General features: G+C 67.1%; 14 protein-coding genes. 8 read left to right on the forward strand and 6 right to left on the reverse strand.

The window, feature by feature from the left end; all coding sequences use genetic code 11:
- Window positions 1-136: 136 nt before the first annotated feature.
- Complete coding sequence (locus tag QZ546_RS06180) at window positions 137-1,180, forward strand: mannose-1-phosphate guanylyltransferase/mannose-6-phosphate isomerase (RefSeq protein WP_294235713.1); 1,044 nt, start codon at window positions 137-139, stop codon at window positions 1,178-1,180.
- A 47-nt stretch (window positions 1,181-1,227) separates the two neighbouring features.
- Here the strand turns inward: QZ546_RS06180 and QZ546_RS06185 are convergent, their stop codons facing one another.
- Window positions 1,228-2,226, reverse strand: coding sequence for a polysaccharide deacetylase family protein (locus QZ546_RS06185; protein WP_294235714.1), 999 nt, complete (start codon window positions 2,224-2,226; stop codon window positions 1,228-1,230).
- A gap of 2 nt (window positions 2,227-2,228) precedes the next feature.
- Window positions 2,229-4,070, reverse strand: coding sequence for a HAMP domain-containing sensor histidine kinase (locus QZ546_RS06190; protein WP_294235715.1), 1,842 nt, complete (start codon window positions 4,068-4,070; stop codon window positions 2,229-2,231).
- 191 nt (window positions 4,071-4,261) lie between these two features.
- On the opposite strand from QZ546_RS06190, the gene QZ546_RS06195 reads away from it, so the two are divergent.
- Window positions 4,262-4,729: an Lrp/AsnC family transcriptional regulator gene (locus tag QZ546_RS06195; protein WP_042487895.1), complete on the forward strand. Its 468-nt coding sequence runs from the start codon at window positions 4,262-4,264 to the stop codon at window positions 4,727-4,729.
- Window positions 4,730-4,856: 127 nt separating this feature from the next.
- On the opposite strand, the gene QZ546_RS06200 is transcribed toward QZ546_RS06195, so the two are convergent.
- Window positions 4,857-6,149, reverse strand: coding sequence for a hypothetical protein (locus QZ546_RS06200; RefSeq protein WP_294235716.1), 1,293 nt, complete (start codon window positions 6,147-6,149; stop codon window positions 4,857-4,859).
- 170 nt (window positions 6,150-6,319) lie between these two features.
- Between QZ546_RS06200 and QZ546_RS06205 the strand changes: the two genes are divergently transcribed.
- The 5 genes from QZ546_RS06205 to QZ546_RS06225 all read left to right on the forward strand — a co-directional run bounded on the left by QZ546_RS06205 (window position 6,320) and on the right by QZ546_RS06225 (window position 12,647).
- Window positions 6,320-7,060 (forward strand): YaaA family protein, encoded by a 741-nt coding sequence (locus QZ546_RS06205; RefSeq protein ID WP_294235717.1) that lies wholly within the window; start codon window positions 6,320-6,322, stop codon window positions 7,058-7,060.
- Window positions 7,057-7,755: an SDR family NAD(P)-dependent oxidoreductase gene (locus QZ546_RS06210; protein WP_294235718.1), complete on the forward strand. Its 699-nt coding sequence runs from the start codon at window positions 7,057-7,059 to the stop codon at window positions 7,753-7,755. Before QZ546_RS06205 ends, QZ546_RS06210 begins: the two co-directional genes overlap by 4 nt.
- Before the next feature lie 441 nt (window positions 7,756-8,196).
- On the forward strand, window positions 8,197-10,947 hold the full coding sequence (gene gyrA / locus QZ546_RS06215) for a DNA gyrase subunit A (RefSeq protein WP_294235719.1): 2,751 nt from the start codon (window positions 8,197-8,199) through the stop codon (window positions 10,945-10,947).
- Window positions 10,944-11,294, forward strand: a complete 351-nt coding sequence (locus QZ546_RS06220) for a DUF952 domain-containing protein (protein WP_367113516.1) — start codon at window positions 10,944-10,946, stop codon at window positions 11,292-11,294. Before gyrA ends, QZ546_RS06220 begins: the two co-directional genes overlap by 4 nt.
- A gap of 72 nt (window positions 11,295-11,366) precedes the next feature.
- Entirely contained in the window at window positions 11,367-12,647 is a 1,281-nt protein-coding gene (locus QZ546_RS06225; RefSeq protein WP_294235720.1) for a methyl-accepting chemotaxis protein, read from the forward strand.
- 4 nt (window positions 12,648-12,651) lie between these two features.
- Here the strand turns inward: QZ546_RS06225 and QZ546_RS06230 are convergent, their stop codons facing one another.
- On the reverse strand, window positions 12,652-13,086 hold the full coding sequence (locus tag QZ546_RS06230; protein ID WP_294235721.1) for a DUF488 family protein: 435 nt from the start codon (window positions 13,084-13,086) through the stop codon (window positions 12,652-12,654).
- A 74-nt stretch (window positions 13,087-13,160) separates the two neighbouring features.
- Here QZ546_RS06230 and trmFO point away from each other — a divergent pair, with 74 nt between their 5' ends.
- On the forward strand, window positions 13,161-14,552 hold the full coding sequence (gene trmFO, locus QZ546_RS06235; protein WP_294235722.1) for a methylenetetrahydrofolate--tRNA-(uracil(54)-C(5))-methyltransferase (FADH(2)-oxidizing) TrmFO: 1,392 nt from the start codon (window positions 13,161-13,163) through the stop codon (window positions 14,550-14,552).
- Here the strand turns inward: trmFO and QZ546_RS06240 are convergent.
- Window positions 14,464-14,952 (reverse strand): EF-hand domain-containing protein, encoded by a 489-nt coding sequence (locus QZ546_RS06240; RefSeq protein WP_294235723.1) that lies wholly within the window; start codon window positions 14,950-14,952, stop codon window positions 14,464-14,466. The two genes, trmFO and QZ546_RS06240, sit on opposite strands and share 89 nt — an antisense overlap.
- A gap of 279 nt (window positions 14,953-15,231) precedes the next feature.
- Window positions 15,232-15,924, reverse strand: coding sequence for a squalene/phytoene synthase family protein (locus QZ546_RS06245; RefSeq protein ID WP_294235724.1), 693 nt, complete (start codon window positions 15,922-15,924; stop codon window positions 15,232-15,234).
- Window positions 15,925-15,947: the final 23 nt, after the last annotated feature.

Below are 15,947 nucleotides of genomic sequence, written 5' to 3' on the forward strand. Positions count from 1 at the left end.
GTGACCCTTCACACCATTTGTCCCAATTTTTGCAGACAATGACAAACGAACCGTGAAGAAATGCGTTATCGCGCGTTATAGGCGGCCCACCGTCCGATGGAGTGATCGGGCGGCGCGGCTTAACGAAGGGGCGTTCATGCATAATCAAATCGTGCCGGTCATCCTGTCTGGCGGTTCCGGCACCCGTCTCTGGCCGATGTCGAAGCCCGAGATGCCCAAGCAGCTGCTGGCGCTGACGTCGGATGAAACGATGCTGCAGCTGACGGCGCAGCGCACCAATTCCAATGATTTCGCGGCCCCCATCGTCGTCGCCGGGCAGCGTCATGCCGATATCGTCGAAAATCAGCTGGTCGAAGCGGGCACGCCGCCCCAGGCGCTGATCCTGGAGCCGGTCGCACGCAATACCGCGCCCGCGATTGCGCTGGCCGCCCTGGTCGCCAAGCCCGAAGACGTGTTGCTGGTCATGCCGTCCGACCATGTCATCGCCGACCTAGACGCCTTCCACGCGGCGATCCGCTCGGCGATGCCGATGGTGTCGCAGGGCTGGCTCGCGACCTTCGGCATCGCGCCCGACAAGCCCGAGACCGGCTATGGCTGGATCCAGGTCGGTCGTGAGATCGCGCCAGGCGTTCACCAGGTGGCGCGCTTCGTCGAGAAGCCTCGTCTCGAGCGCGCCGAGCAGATGCTCGCCCGCGGCGACTATGCCTGGAATGGCGGCATCTTCCTGTTCCGCGCGGACCGCTATCTCGAAGAACTGGGCCAGCACGCCCCCGAAATGCTGGTCGCGGCCGAAAAGGCGGTGCGCGCGGCCCAGCGTGACGGCAAGCGCATCAGCCCCGACGAGACGGAATTCGCCGCCTGCCCGTCCGATTCGATCGACTATGCGGTGATGGAGCGGGCGGAGCGGGTCGCGGTCGTCCCCGTCGCCATGGGCTGGAACGATGTCGGCAGCTGGGACGCGCTTCACGCGATCAGCGAGCTGGACGGGTTCGGCAATGCGCATCGCGGCGAAGTGCTGGCGATCGACACCAAGAACTGCCTGATCCGCACCGATCGCGTGCGGGTGGCGGCGGTCGACGTCCAGGACCTGATCGTCGTGGCGAGTGGCGACGACATCCTGATCCTGCCGCGCGGCCGCAGCCAAGACGTCAAGAAGCTGATCGAGGCGATGAAGCGCTGACGGTCGAGGCCGGGCCGTGCATGTCGCGGCCCGGCCCACCGCCTGAATCAACCGGCGGTGGCCAGAATCTCGTCGATCGTCGTCGCGGTGACGCCGTGATAAGCCAGCCGGTCGAACACCTTGTCCCACCAGCGATCGAACGCCTCCCGATCCTGCGCGGTGCGCACATAGGGCGTATGTCCCGGCTCGAGGGTCGGGGAATGGAAGGAAAAGGTCAGCAGCCGGACACCATCGGCCACCGCCCGGTCGATCCCGGCAAGCGCGTCGCGGACCCCGACCCCCTCCGGCGTCAGAGGTATCCGGTTGAGCAGGCCCAGCCGCGCCATCACGCCGCGTCCGCGCGGCCAGCGCCCGGCGCCAGAGTAAAGGCTCGCCCCCCGCGCCCGCCAAAGGCCGGTATAGACGCTCGTCAAGGGCAGTTCGACCATGCCCTCTCGGCGAAAGCCGTGGGCATCGATGCCGCTGAAATTCATGCCGCCGCCATCGCCATAGTCGTGGAGGGCACGCATCGAGCTGTCGATCCGATAGCCTCGCTCCGCCAGAAGCGACAGCGAGAACGGGCCCAGGCCGTAGCGCCCCGACCGGAAGATGCGGGGGCTTTGGCCAAAGGCGGTGGCGATCGCCTGGGTCAAGCTATCCAGCTTGGCGGTCTCCAGCGCCAGTGGCAGATTGCCCGCATGGCTGGTGAATGGGTCGACCACTTCTTGATGCGGCGGCGTGACCCAGGCATGGAGCTGCGCGCCGATCTCGGACCGCCCGTCCTCGACACATTCGGACAGGATGTCGACCGAGGCGGGATCGACCGCCACCGGATAGTCGACCATGCAGTTCAGCCCGACCCCGGCGTCGGCAAAGCGCCGATGGGCGGCCCCGAAGGCCCGCATCGCCTTTGTCGAGCGATGCCGCCGGTCGAGCGGGGCCGACCAGTCGAATTCCTCCTCGACATCGACCGTGACCAGAAAGCGCTGGCCGAAAGCGGCGGGCCAGTCGATCCGCTCCACGGCGGACGCGGGCTCGGGACGCCAGGAACGAACGGGCCCCTCCACGCTCAGCCGTTCGACATCCGCCCTGCGCGCTGATCATCGCCGATCGGCAGCGCCAGCACGACACGGTGCAGCCCGATGGTCAGCCCGCCGCCCATTTCAGCGCCGAGCTTGTCGATCAGTCGCAGCGAAAAGCCGGTTCCCAGCAACGGCGCACCGTCGCGCTGCTCCTCCTCACCCGCTTCGCTCAACAGCGCGGCGTCGGTTTCCACCGTCAGGGCGAGCGGGCGGTCGACGCGCAGCGCCGCCATGCCCTGGTCCACCGCCAGACTGGCCGACAGGCGCTCGCCCACCACGCAGTTGGACAGCAGGACCGAGAATAGCCGGGTCAACAGCCTTTCGCTCGCCCGGTCGTCCGCCAGTGCGGCGATCGACGACGATGGCGGATCGAAGCGTATCTCGGCACGGCGAAGCTCGGCGAGCGGCCGCAACTCGGCCAGGACGCGCTCGATGAGCGGGGCGAGCGGCACGATGGTCGGGCGAAGTTCCAGCACATGCCCTTCGATCCGTGCCGCCGTATCTAAATCCTCGACCGAGGCAAGCAGGTCGGCGGCCAGCGTCCGGATCGCGCTGGCCCGGTCACGATAGACGGGCGCGACAGGGCCCAGCAATTCGCTCTCGATCAGTTCCGCGAACCCGGCCACCGCATTGGCGGGCGTGCGCAGTTCATGGACCAGCTGGCGCAGCGAATCGGACGAGGACGTCGCAGGATCGGCGGTCGCCGCGGCGGGATGCGCCATCTCGTCGCGACGCGGCCGCCGACCGCTACCCCGATAGCCCATGAAACCGCCGGACAGGGGATCGAACCATGGCGCGGCCGAAACGCGCCAAGAGCCCGCCGCCGCCGACGTGCCGCCGATTTCCAGCCGGGCGTCGCGGAACGGCGACCGGCGGCGAAACGCCCCCATGGCCACGCCGTCGAACTGAGCGAGGCCCTGCATCGCGGTATCGGCGATGCTGACGCCGACCAGCGGCCCGCGCGCGACGCCCTCGACGCCCAGGATCACGCCGTGGAAATCGGTTTCGAAATCGAAATGCGCCGGTCCGGCATCGCTCTGCGTCGCGCCGGTCACTTCCTCGCGACGCTGGTTGAACGCGTCGATCCGCGCGACCAGATCGGCAATCTCGTAGCGCGGCGGCGAAGCGGGCGGCGGGGCGTGGCGCAAGGCCTCGGCCATGAAGGGCAGCCCGCGCGCGACCTGCCCCAGCGCGACGAACGGTGTCGCCGCCTGGATGGGGTGCGGGTCCAGCAATATCGACAGCGGTGCCTTTTCCACCTCGATCACCGGTTCGGGTTCGAGTGCCATGACCTCTTCGACGACCGGCGCTAGCGCCTCGGCCGGCCGCGTCGATTTGACGAAGACCGGTTCGTCAGGGTCCGGCCGATGGCGTGGTGCCTCGGTCCTTTCGGGATCGGCGACATGCGGAAGGACAAAATCGACCGGCCCGAAGCTTTCCAGGCCACGAACGACGACATCCGACAAATCCCGGCGATGCCGCAGGATCGAGCGGGTCCGGGGCGTCAGGCGCGGCAGCATGTCCAGCCAGTCCGCATCGCGCAGACGCACCGACCGCAGCACCGGTGCGGCCACCGACAGCTCGTCCGACGCGAAGAGTGCGACCAGTGCGGCGGGCGGCTGACAGGCGCCAAGGATCCGCGCACTGGCGATCCGCACGTCCTGCGGCACCTTGTCACGCAATGCGGTCAGTCGTGCGATCATCGGCGGGTCCGCCAGCACGCGGCCACGACTCATCAGGTCGACAAGCTGCCGCCAGGCAGTCTGCGCGCCGAAGGGCGTCGCGGTGTCGGCCGATAAAATCGTCGTCAGGCTGTCGTCGAACCGCACGTAACTCCCTTCGCGCTTGGCCGGTCGGCCTACATCATCTTCGTCTAACGTCCTTATCCTTCCAACTGGTAACCTGCAAATATCCTGATCGGTGCCGTTGCAATGTGGGAGAATTGCGATAGTGCGTAATTTTCTTATAGTCCGCCGTCACCAAGCATAGGGATTCGGCTTTTTATGTGGAGTATCGCGTAATGGCGCTCGATCGCATTGATCGGCAAATCCTGGCGCTGTTGCAGGCCGACGGCCGTATGACCAATGTCGAGCTGGCCGAACGGGTCGGATTGACCGCCCCGCCCTGCCTGCGCCGCGTCCGCGCGCTGGAAGAGGCTGGGGCGATCCGGGGCTATCATGCCGATCTGGACGCTGCCCGGCTGGGCTTTCCGATCACGGTGTTCGCGATGGTGTCGCTGCGCAGCCAGGCCGAGCACGACCTGGCCGCGTTCGAGGCGCATGTCGCGGGGATTCCGGAAGTCCGCGAATGCCATATGCTCAACGGCGAGATCGACTTCATCCTGAAGATCGTCGCATCGGACCTGAAGAGCTTCCAGGAAATCCTGACCGGCCATCTGACGCCCGCGCCCAATGTGGCCAGCGTCAAGACGTCGCTGACCATCCGCACGGCCAAGCAGGTATCGGGGATTCCGATCGAAGCCGACTGACCGGGTTTCGGACACGATAAAAAAGGGCCGGTTCTCCGTATTGGAGGGCCGGCCCTTTTCGTTTGGCGGTTTCGCGTTGCCAATCAAGGAAAAAGCCCGCGCCATTCCCGGTGCGGGCCCTCTTTCCTCAGGCCTGGGTCTGGAGCCAGGTGTTCCAGAAGCTCGCGAGATCGGCGCGCGGGGCGCCCTTGACGGCGTCGAACGCAGCCTTGGCGCCCGCCTTGTCGCCGCTGGCGGCCAGCGCGATGCCCAGGCGGGTGTTCACCTCATTGGCGTCGACGCCGCCCTTCTGCAGCGCCAGGCGATACAGCTCGGCGGCCTTGGCATAGTTGCCCTGGCCGTAATAAGCCTCGGCGGTCAGGGCAGCGAGCTTGCCGTCGTTGGCCGACTTGGCGCGCGCCTCGGTCGGGGCGAGCGAGCCTTCCTGCTTGCTCTTGGCCTCGGCGGCGGCCAGCATCGCCTTGGCGGTCGCGTTGCCCGCCGGAATCTTGCCCGTCGCCATGCCTTCCTTCAGGACCGTTGCCGCCTCGGCGGGCAGGCCCTTGTCGGTCGCATATTGCGCATATTCCATATAGTCGTTCTGGTCGGCCAGCGACTTGGAGGCGCGCATCAGGCGGAACAGGTCGAGCTTCTGGTTCTTGTCGAGCGTCGCCAGCGAGCCCTGCTGCAGGCCATAGATGACCAGCACGTTGCGCCAGTTCTGCGCGGTCGGATAGGCGGACAGCCACTTACGCATCCAGGTCAGCGTCTCGGGCACCATCTTGGCCTTGTTCACGCGGCCGATGGCGTATTTGTAATAATCCTCCGGCGCCTTCTGGCCCGAGGCGTTCATCTGGTCGATGACCGACGACAGCTCGCCGACGCCGCCCGCGACGTCGCCCGTCTCGATCTTCGACTTCACGATCAGCATCGGCAGGTTGGGATCGTTGTAACCCAGCTGCTTGGCCTGCTGGAAATATTGCAGCGCGATCGGATACTGCTTGCCGTTATAGGCCAGGGCGCCACGACGGTAGACATAGCGCGGCTTGTCCGCCGCCGGGGTCGAGGGGCTGGCGATCAGCGCGTCGAGCGGCTTGGCCAGCACGGCCTCATCGACCGGCGCGTTCGGATTGGCCTGCTGCGCGGCGTAGAGCTTGCCCGATTCGAGCTCGTAGCGCATCGCGGCGGCGATATATTTGTCGTCCTCGGTCTTGGCGGCGGCCTCGACGGCCGACACCAGCGGATCGGCGGCGGCGTAATTCTTCTGCTGCAGGACCGGCTGGGCGGCCTGCGCGGCCTTCAGCGCCTCGGGGCTGAGCTTCAGCCCGCCATTTTCCTGCGCCTTGTCCTTCTTCTGCGCCACGGCCGGAGCGGTCAGGACGACCCCACTCACACTCGTCGCCAGCACGGCTGCAAGTGCGAGCTTCGGAATGATCTTCATGCGAAATTTCTCCAAGAACAGAGTCTGTCGGGTAGGGGACCGATGATGGCGGGGCTTGTAGGGACAGCGACCGTCCCGTTCAAGCAAAGCGATGATCCGTGCCGACCTATCCACCAACCGCTGAACGCGGATTGAACGCGAACGCTCCGGCGGGTAGCGGGCCAGGCATCATGATCGCCGTCATCTCCCCCGCCAAGACGCTCGACTATCAGAGCCCCCTGCCCGACCTGGCACCCACCACCCCCTATTTCGCCACCGAGGCGGACGCACTCGCCAAGGCCGCGTCCGGGCTGGGCGAGGAGAAGCTGGGTTCGCTGATGCGCATTTCGCCCGCGCTCGCCAAGCTGAACGCCGAACGGTTCCGCGACTTCGCCGACGCGCCCGAGCGCCCCGCCCTGTTCGCCTTTGCCGGCGACGTCTATACCGGGCTGGAGGCGAAAACGCTGGAGGACGATGCGGTCCTGTTCGCGCAGGATCATCTGCGGATGCTGTCCGGCCTGTACGGGCTGTTGCGCCCGCTCGATGCGATGCGCCCCTATCGGCTGGAAATGGGCACGCGCTGGGCGCCGGGCGGCGGCAAGCTGACCGACTGGTGGGGCGACCGCATCGCCGAGCGCCTGGCCCATGAGGTCGAGGCGGAGGGATCGGGCACGATCCTGAACCTCGCCAGCCAGGAATATTGGCATGCGGTGGAGGGCAAGCTGCAGTCCGCGATCCGGATCGTGGCGGTCGATTTTCGCGAGGGCGACCGCTTCGTCAGCTTCCACGCCAAGAAGGCGCGCGGCGCCATGGCCCGCTGGATGGTCGAGCATCGCATCACCGACACCGACGCGATGCGCGGCTTCGATAGCGACGGTTATGCGTTCGATGCCGAGGCGAGCACGCCGACACTCTGGAGGTTCGTGCGATGAGCGAATGGAAACGGGCGGTCGTCATCGGGGCCTCGGGCGGCATCGGCGGGGCGCTCGCCGATGCGCTGGAAGAGGAAGGCGTGGCCGTCACGCGGTTTGCGCGCGCGATGACGGGTGACGGACATATCGACCTGGAGGACGAGGCCAGCCTTATCGCGGCTGCGTCGCGCATCGCACAGGGCGCCGCCCCCGATCTGGTCATCGTCGCGACCGGCCTGCTTCACGATGGCGAACAAGGCCCCGAAAAGGCGATGGGGCAGCTCGATCCTGCCTGGCTCGCGCGTAATTTCGCCGTCAATGCGATCGGCCCGGCGCTGGTCGCGAAGCATCTGCTTCCCCTGATGCCGCGCACCGGCAGGACCGTGTTCGCCGCTCTGTCGGCCCGCGTCGGCTCCATCTCCGACAATCGCATGGGCGGCTGGTACGGCTATCGCGCGTCCAAGGCGGCGCTCAACCAGTTCATCCGGACGCTGTCGGTCGAACATAAGCGCCGCAACGACCGCTCGATCATCGTCGCGCTCCACCCAGGCACGGTCGACACCGCCCTGTCCAAGCCGTTCCAGGGCAATGTCCGCCCCGGCGGCCTGTTCGCCCCCGACCGGGCGGCGGTGCAATTGCTCGACGTGATCGACGGGCTGAAGGCGCCCGACAGCGGCAAGCTGTTCGACTGGGAGGGGAAAGAGATTCAGCCATAACCATTCCTCCCCTGCAAGGGGAGGGGGACCACCGCGTAAGCAGTGGTGGAGGGGTGTCCCAACTGGCCGTATCACCCCTCCGTCAGTCCTTCGGACTGCCACCTCCCCTTGCAGGGGAGGAAACGGCCAACACCTTCCTTATCATTCAGATTACAAGAACGTAACATCTGAGACATTCCGCCGAAACGGCTGGAATCGCATAAGAACCTTGCTGGTCGCCGTTCCACTCCCGTCGGCGGCCAGCGCCTCGACAAGTCCCGCGATCTGCTACCCTGGGGGAAGCATGTCCGCCGGGCCCATCCCCGCCGCGCCGCCATCTGCGTCCGCCGTTCCTCTCAAACGGCCCCTCGCGAATGGCCGTGCGCGGGGGTGGTCAGGCGGCTCACGCTCGGCTAGTACCCTTGGTTCCCATCTGACCACCAACCCGGAAAGCAACAGACTTTGGCCGACGAGACGACCCTCGCGGAACCTTCCGATATTTCGACGATCTCCATCGTCGACGAGATGAAGTCGAGCTATCTCGACTATGCGATGAGCGTGATCGTGGCGCGTGCGCTGCCCGACGTGCGTGACGGCCTGAAGCCCGTCCATCGCCGTATCCTCTATTCGGCCGCCGAAAGCGGCTTCGTCGCGGGCAAGCCGTACCGCAAGTCGGCGCGCATCGTCGGTGACGTCATGGGTAAATACCACCCGCACGGCGACAGCGCGATCTATGACGCGCTGGCCCGCATGGCGCAGGACTGGTCGATGCGCGTTCCGCTGATCGACGGTCAGGGCAATTTCGGCTCGATGGACCCCGATCCGCCCGCCGCGATGCGTTACACCGAAGCGCGTCTGGCCAAGGTCGCCAATTCGCTGCTCGACGATCTCGACAAGGACACGGTCGACTTCCAGCCCAATTACGACGGCTCGGAGCGCGAACCCTCGGTCCTGCCCGCCCAGTATCCGAACCTGCTGGTCAACGGCGCGGGCGGTATCGCGGTCGGCATGGCGACCAACATCCCGCCGCACAATCTGGGCGAGGTGGTCAACGCTTGCCTCGCGTACATGGAAAACGGCGCAATCACGGTCGAGGAACTGAACGAGATCGTCCCCGCCCCCGATTTCCCCACCGGCGCGCTGATCCTGGGCCGCTCGGGCGCGCGCTCGGCGTACCAGACCGGACGCGGTTCGATCATCGTGCGTTCGCGCCACGAAATCGAGGAAAGCCGCGGCGATCGTCGGGCCATCGTCTTGACCGAAATCCCCTATCAGCAGGGTAAGAACGCGCTGGTCGAAAAGATCGCCGAGGCCGCCAAGGAAAAGCGGATCGAGGGGATCAGCGACATTCGCGACGAATCGAACCGCGAAGGCGTTCGCATCGTCATCGACCTGAAGCGCGACGCGACCCCGGAGGTCGTGCTGAACCAGCTGTGGCGGCACACCCCGGCCCAGACCAGCTTCCCGGCCAACATGCTCGCCATCCGCGGCGGGCGGCCCGAGCTGCTGAACCTGCGCGACATCATCCAGGCCTTCGTCCAGTTCCGCGAGCAGGTCATCACCCGCCGCTCCAAGTTCGAACTGGCCAAGGCGCGCGAGCGGGCGCACATCTTGCTGGGCCTCGTCATCGCCGTGACGAACCTGGACGAGGTGGTGCGGATCATCCGCGGCTCGGCCTCGCCGGTCGCCGCGCGGGAAGCGCTGCTCGCACGCGAATGGCCGATCGCCGAGATCGCGCCGTACATTCGCTTGGTCGAAGCAGTCGAGAGCGAGGGATTTGGCGACACCTATCGCCTGTCGGAGACTCAGGTTCGCGCCATCCTCGACCTGCGTCTGCACCGCCTGACCGCGCTCGGCCGCGACGAGATCGGCGACGAGCTGAAGGGGCTGGCGGACTCGATCACCGAGCTGCTGGAAATCCTCGCCAACCGCGTGAAGCTGTACGAGGTGATGCGCGGCGAGCTGGTGGCGATCCGCGACCAGTTCGCGACCCCGCGCCGTTCGGAAATCGCCGCCGCCGCCGATGGCATCGACGACGAAGACCTGATCGAGCGCGAGGACATGGTCGTCACCGTGACCATGCAGGGCTATATCAAGCGCACCCCGCTCGATGCCTTCCGCGCGCAGAACCGGGGCGGCAAGGGCCGCTCGGGCATGGCGACCAAGGACGAAGACGTCGTCACCGAACTGTTCGTGACCAGCACGCACACGCCGGTGCTGTTCTTCTCGAACCACGGCAAGGTCTATCGCTACAAGGTGTGGCGCCTGCCCGAGGGCGGGCCTGCCACGCGCGGACGGCCGATGGTCAACCTGTTGCCGCTGGCACCGGGCGAGGTCATCTCGACCGTCCTCCCGCTGCCCGAGGACGAGGCGGAGTGGGGCAAGCTCCACGTGATGTTCGCCACCGCCAAGGGCGCGGTGCGCCGCAATTCGATGGACGCGTTCACCAACGTGCCGTCGAACGGCAAGATCGCGATGCGTTTCGACGACGAGAGCGAGGACCGGCTGATCGGTGTCGCGCTGCTCGGCGCCGAGGACGATGTGCTGCTCGCCACGCGCTGCGGCCGGGCGATCCGCTTCGCCGCCGACGATGTGCGCGAATTCCAGAGCCGCACCTCGACCGGCGTGCGCGGCATCACGCTGAAGGACGGCGACGAGGTCATCTCGCTGTCGGTCCTGCACCGGGTCGGCACCACCCAGGAGGAGCGCGAGGCCTATCTGCGCTTCGCCCCCTGGAAGGGCGAGAAGGAAGGCGAGCCCGAGTTGTCGGTGGAGCGGTACGAAGAGCTGCGCGACAGCGAGCAGTTCATCCTGACCGTCTGCGCCAATGGCTATGGCAAGCTGTCTTCGGCCTATGAATATCGCCGCACGGGTCGTGGTGGTCAGGGCATCACGAACATCGACAATATCGCCCGCAACGGCGATGTCGTCGCCAGCTTCCCGGCGGCCAAGGGGCATCAGCTGATGCTCGTGACCGACCAGGCCAAGCTGATCCGCATGTCGCTGGCAAGCTTGCGCGTAATCGGGCGCGGCTCGGCGGGTCTGCGGCTCTTCAACGTGGCGGCGGGCGAGCATGTCGTCTCGGCCGCGCGCATTGAGGAGACCGAGGAGGATGCCGAGATGAACCTGGCCGACGGCACCCCCGAAATCGCCCCCGAGCCGGGTGCCGAGGTGGGCGAAAACCTGGCGGCCGGACCGGAGGATGGCGAGTGAGCCATCCGGCGACTGCCTATAAGGTGCTGACCGCCGATCAGATGGCGGCGCTGGAACAGGAGGGCGCCTTTGCGGGCGCCCCGGTGGATCTGGCCGATGGCTATATCCACCTCTCCACCGCCGCCCAGCTGACAGAGACGGTCGACAAGCACTTCGCCGGGCAGACCGACCTGCATATTGCGGCGGTCGATCTGGAGGCGATGGGCGAGGCGGTGAAGTGGGAAGAGAGCCGGGGCGGCCAGCTCTTCCCGCATCTCTACGCCGATCTGCCGCTGTCGGCGGTCATCGCCTATGGCCCGATGAAGCGCGAAGACGACGGCTCCGTTAGGCTCCCGATCGCCGGGTAAATGCCCTTCCGTCATCGAAACGTCATCAATTCCTAAGATCGCGTTTACGCTCTGTCGGTAAGACGGTTGCGCATGAAGCCGCCCGTCTTCTCCTCCTGGCCCGCCAGCGCGGACAGCCCGACGATCATGAGCGATGCCTCACTGGTCGATGCGATCGGGCTGTTCCGCCGCTACCCCGACATGCGGCTGCTCCCCGTCCTCGACGCCGAACAGCGGCCTGTGGGCGCGATCGTCGAACGCGACGTGAAGGGGCTGCTTTATAACCCCTTCGGCCATGCGCTGCTTCAGAACCCCGATTTCGGCGCGAGCCTGACCGCCTATGTCCGGCCCCATGCCTGTTGCGAGGTGGATGCGCCCCTTGCCGAGAAACTCGCGCTCCATGCCGATTGGGGCGCACCCGATGCCCTGATCCTGACCAGCCGGGGGGTCTTTGCAGGATTGCTCGACGCCGCGAAGATCGCGCGGCTGGCGTCGGATGCGCAGATGGCTCTGGCACGCGAACGCATCGCGCGGGCGCAGGAGATTGACGACGCGACCAGGCTGTTCATGACGGACATTGCGGCGCTCTCCGAGACGCTGCTGGCTGCGACCGGCGATATGGGTCAGATGGCGAGCGATCTGGCGCGCTATGCGGGCGACACGCTGCTCGGCGCCGAACAGATGACCGATGCGATGGCCGATACCGCCACCGCCCTGAGCGACATCGCCGCACGCGGCCATGGTCTGGCCAACGCCTTCGCCGCCATTACCAGCGACATGGACCAGGCAAGCGCCGTTCGCGCGGCGGTGCGCACCAGGATCATCGCGACCGATCAACGGGCCGAGGCGCTGGCCGCCGGTGCGACGACGATCGACACCTTGCTGTCGCTGATCGAAAGCGTCGCCGCGCGCACCAATCTCCTCGCGCTGAACGCCGCGATCGAGGCAGCCCGCGCCGGCGATGCCGGACGCGGTTTTGCGGTCGTCGCGCATGAGGTGAAGGCCCTTGCCGGGCAAACCCGCGAAGCCGCCCGTGACGCCGCGCGCAACGTCGGCGAGGTGAACGCCAATCTCCACGCGCTGGTCGCCGAGCAGACCCAGCTCAACCGCGCGGTCGACACGATCGGTGCCATCTCGCAATCCATCGACGATGCGGTCGCGGCCCAGGGTTTCGCCACCACCGCCATCGCCGCCAATGTCGACCAGTCGGTCGCCTCCGCCGACCGGATCGGGCAGCAGGTGCGGCAGGTCCAGCGCGATGCCTCCCGCCTGGATCAGGACGCCGGATCGCTGCTGACGCTGGCCGAAGCGCTGGAACGTACGGTGGGCACGCTGCGCGACCGGACCGCCACGTTCGTCGCCGCCGTCGCCTGAGCGATCAGGTGTAGAGGTCGACCACCGCCATCCCCTGCCCCACCGCCTCCAGCAGCAGGGTGCGGTGGCAATGGCACGGGTCGCGCTCGAAACAGAGCAGCGCACTGGGCTTGTCCCGCGCCAGGTCGAGCATCCGGGCAGCCGCCACCTGCGCCTCGGGCAGCGCGAGTTGATGGTCGTACACCTCGCGCAACGTGCCGACATCGCCCTTTTTGGCGGCATCGCGCCCGCGTTTCGGGGTGCCCAGATCCTTCAGATGGACATAGTCGATCCCGACCTCCTTCAACGCCGCGGCGAGCGGCGACTTGGAAAAGCCCGGCCGCCGCGACAGCGGCAGCGCTCGGACGTCGATCAGCCGCGACACCCCGGCCGTTTTCAGCGTCGCCAGAAAGCCGTCGACGGTCGCGCCCTCATAGCCGATGGTGAATATGGTGGTCATGCACCCGAGTTGGGGAGCCGGCCTGCCTCCGCCAAGTCCTTCCAACCGGGGCCTTCCGGGTTTAAGGCATCGCGATGACTTATGACATTCATGTGATCGGCGGCGGACTTGCGGGCTCGGAGGCCGCGTGGCAGCTCGCCGAGGCCGGGCTGAAAGTGCGCCTGTCCGAAATGCGTGGCGGTGCGGATACGACCCCCGCCCATCATGGCGGCGACCTGGCCGAGCTGGTCTGCTCCAACTCCTTCCGGTCGGACGACGCGACCTCCAACGCGGTCGGGCTGCTGCATCAGGAGATGCGCGCGCTGGGCTCGATCATCATGGCCAAGGGCGATGTCCACGCCGTACCCGCGGGCTCGGCGCTGGCGGTCGACCGGGAAGGCTTTTCGGGCGGGGTGACGGCGGCGCTTGCCGCGCATCCCAACATCACCATCGTGCGCGAGCGGATCGACGCGCTTCCCGAGGGACCTGCGATCATCGCCACCGGCCCGCTGACAGCACCGTCGCTGGCGGGCGGCATCGGCGAGGCGACCGGCGCGGAGGCGCTGGCTTTCTTCGACGCGATCGCGCCCATCGTTCACCGCGAATCGATCGACATGGACGTGGCCTGGTTCCAGAGCCGCTGGAACAAGGGGACGGGCAAGGATTACATCAACTGCCCGATGGACAAGGACCAGTATCTGGCCTTCCATCAGGCACTGCTCGACGGCGAGAAGACCGAGTTCCGCGAGTGGGAGAAGAGCACCCCCTATTTCGATGGCTGTATGCCGGTCGAGGTCATGGCCGAGCGCGGCGTCGACACGCTGCGCTTCGGGCCGATGAAGGGCGTCGGGCTCGACGATCCGCGCACCGGGCGCTGGCCCTATGCCGTCGTCCAGTTGCGGCAGGACAATGCGGCGGGCACGCTGTGGAACATCGTCGGTTTCCAGACCAAGCTGAAATATGCCGAGCAGATCCGCATCTTCCGCACCATTCCGGGTCTGGAAAAGGCCGAGTTCGCGCGGCTTGGCGGGCTTCACCGCAACACCTTCATCCGCTCGCCCGAACTGCTCGACGCCACGCTGCGGCTGAGGTCGCGGCCGAATCTGCGTTTCGCGGGCCAGATCACGGGGTGCGAGGGCTATATCGAGAGCGCCGCGATCGGCCTGCTCGCCGGGCGGTTCGCCGCGGCCGAGCTTACGGGAAAGACCATCGCGCCGCCGCCGGTCGAGACGGCGCTGGGCGCGCTGCTCGGCCATATCACCGGCCTGGCGGAGGCCGAGACCTATCAGCCGATGAACGTCAATTTCGGCCTATTTCCGCCCATTCCCGGCCGGACGAAAAAAGCCGATCGCAAGAAGATGTACACCGACCGCGCGCGCGAGGCCCTGCCCGGCTGGCTCAACTCTCTTCCGCCGGGGCCGCCTCCGGTGCCTCAGCCGGTGCCGTTCGCGCCGGCGGACAGTTCGCCCGAGCCGGTCGACGCTTGACGGCGGTGGTGGCGAACTCGGCCGCGTTCATCGTGCCCGACCTGTCGCGGTCGGCGGTGGTGAACTTGGTCGTGGCCTTGATCGCCAATTCGTCGAAGGACAGCTTGCCGTCGCCGTCGCGGTCCAGCTTGGCGTAAGCCTTGCGCCGCGCGGCGAGATATTCCTCGCGGGTGATCGTGCCGTTGCGATCCTTATCGTAGCGGTCGAAACGCTTCTGCTCGCGGGTCTTGGCTGAGGCTTCAGGAAGGGGCGCGTCGTCTTCGGCGGTTTGCGGGGTCGATGCGGTCGCCGCGCTGGCGGCGGGGAGCGGGGATGGTGTGTCGGGTCGGCTGCCCCACAGGAACAGCCCCGCCCCCACCAGCACAAGCGTGCCCAACCCACCGGCCAGATAGCGCCACATCGGTTCCGTCTCCCCCGTCAGACGGGCTTATGGTTAACCGGAGTTGTGCGCGGGCGGCAAGGTCATTCCCTTGGCCTTCGACTTCGCTCAGGCTGAACGGGATTTTGGTAAGCCGCTCCCGACACAGGGTGTACCCCGGCGAAGGCCGAGGTCCAGTGTCTGCGCAGCCTGTGGGGCGCCACGGATCGGCGGGGGAAGCAAAAGTCCTGCGCCGTCGATAGGGCAGCGCAACTGGACCGGCCTTCGCCGGGGTACGGCCCCGTCTTGATGCGAACGGCGTCAGCGCCCCGTCAAACCATGCCACGCCAGCCGCGCCGCGCGGAGGGGATGGCCCGGCAGGCGGTCCGGGTGGCGCAGACCCTCTCGGGCCAGGACGCCCAAGCCGCTCAACCCCCGCGCCCCCCGCGCCCGCTTCGGCGACAGCGCGGTGGCCAACTCGCCCAGGGCCTGCACACCGATTCGATCCGACAACACCTTGTCGCTGATATGCCCGGCAAGATCGGCCTTCGCCCAGGCGATCCCGAGAGGTTCCCACCTCTCGCCACCCAGCAACCGCCCGATGGACGCGAACAACACCCCGCCCCGCGCCTTCCCGTGAAGCGCCACCCGTTCGTCGTCCAGCGGCTCGCCGTCATCGAGCAGCGCTTCCCACCCCTCGATCATCGGCGCCAGATCCGCCCCCCGCACGCCACCGGGCAGCACCGACGCCGCCAGCCGCTGCAACACCGGATGCGCAGGGGCAGGCTCCCGGTCGAGCTTTTCCAGCGCTTCATACCACCAGGTCAGCCGCATCTGGCCGATCATCGGCTCGGTCGTGCTTTGCAGGATCGAGGCGAGCTGATGGTCGAGATCGAGCAGCGCCGCAAACCCCTCCCGCGCCGATGCGGGCGCATAGCCCACCGCCAGCGCTTGTTCGCGCATCACCGCCTCGATGGCGGGCGGGGGCGTCGGGGTAGCGGGGGCGTCGGTCATCCCCTGCCCTTTGCACGGATGGC

It is taken from the genome of uncultured Sphingomonas sp. (assembly GCF_913062585.1).
Taxonomy (GTDB): Bacteria; Pseudomonadota; Alphaproteobacteria; order Sphingomonadales; family Sphingomonadaceae; genus Sphingomonas.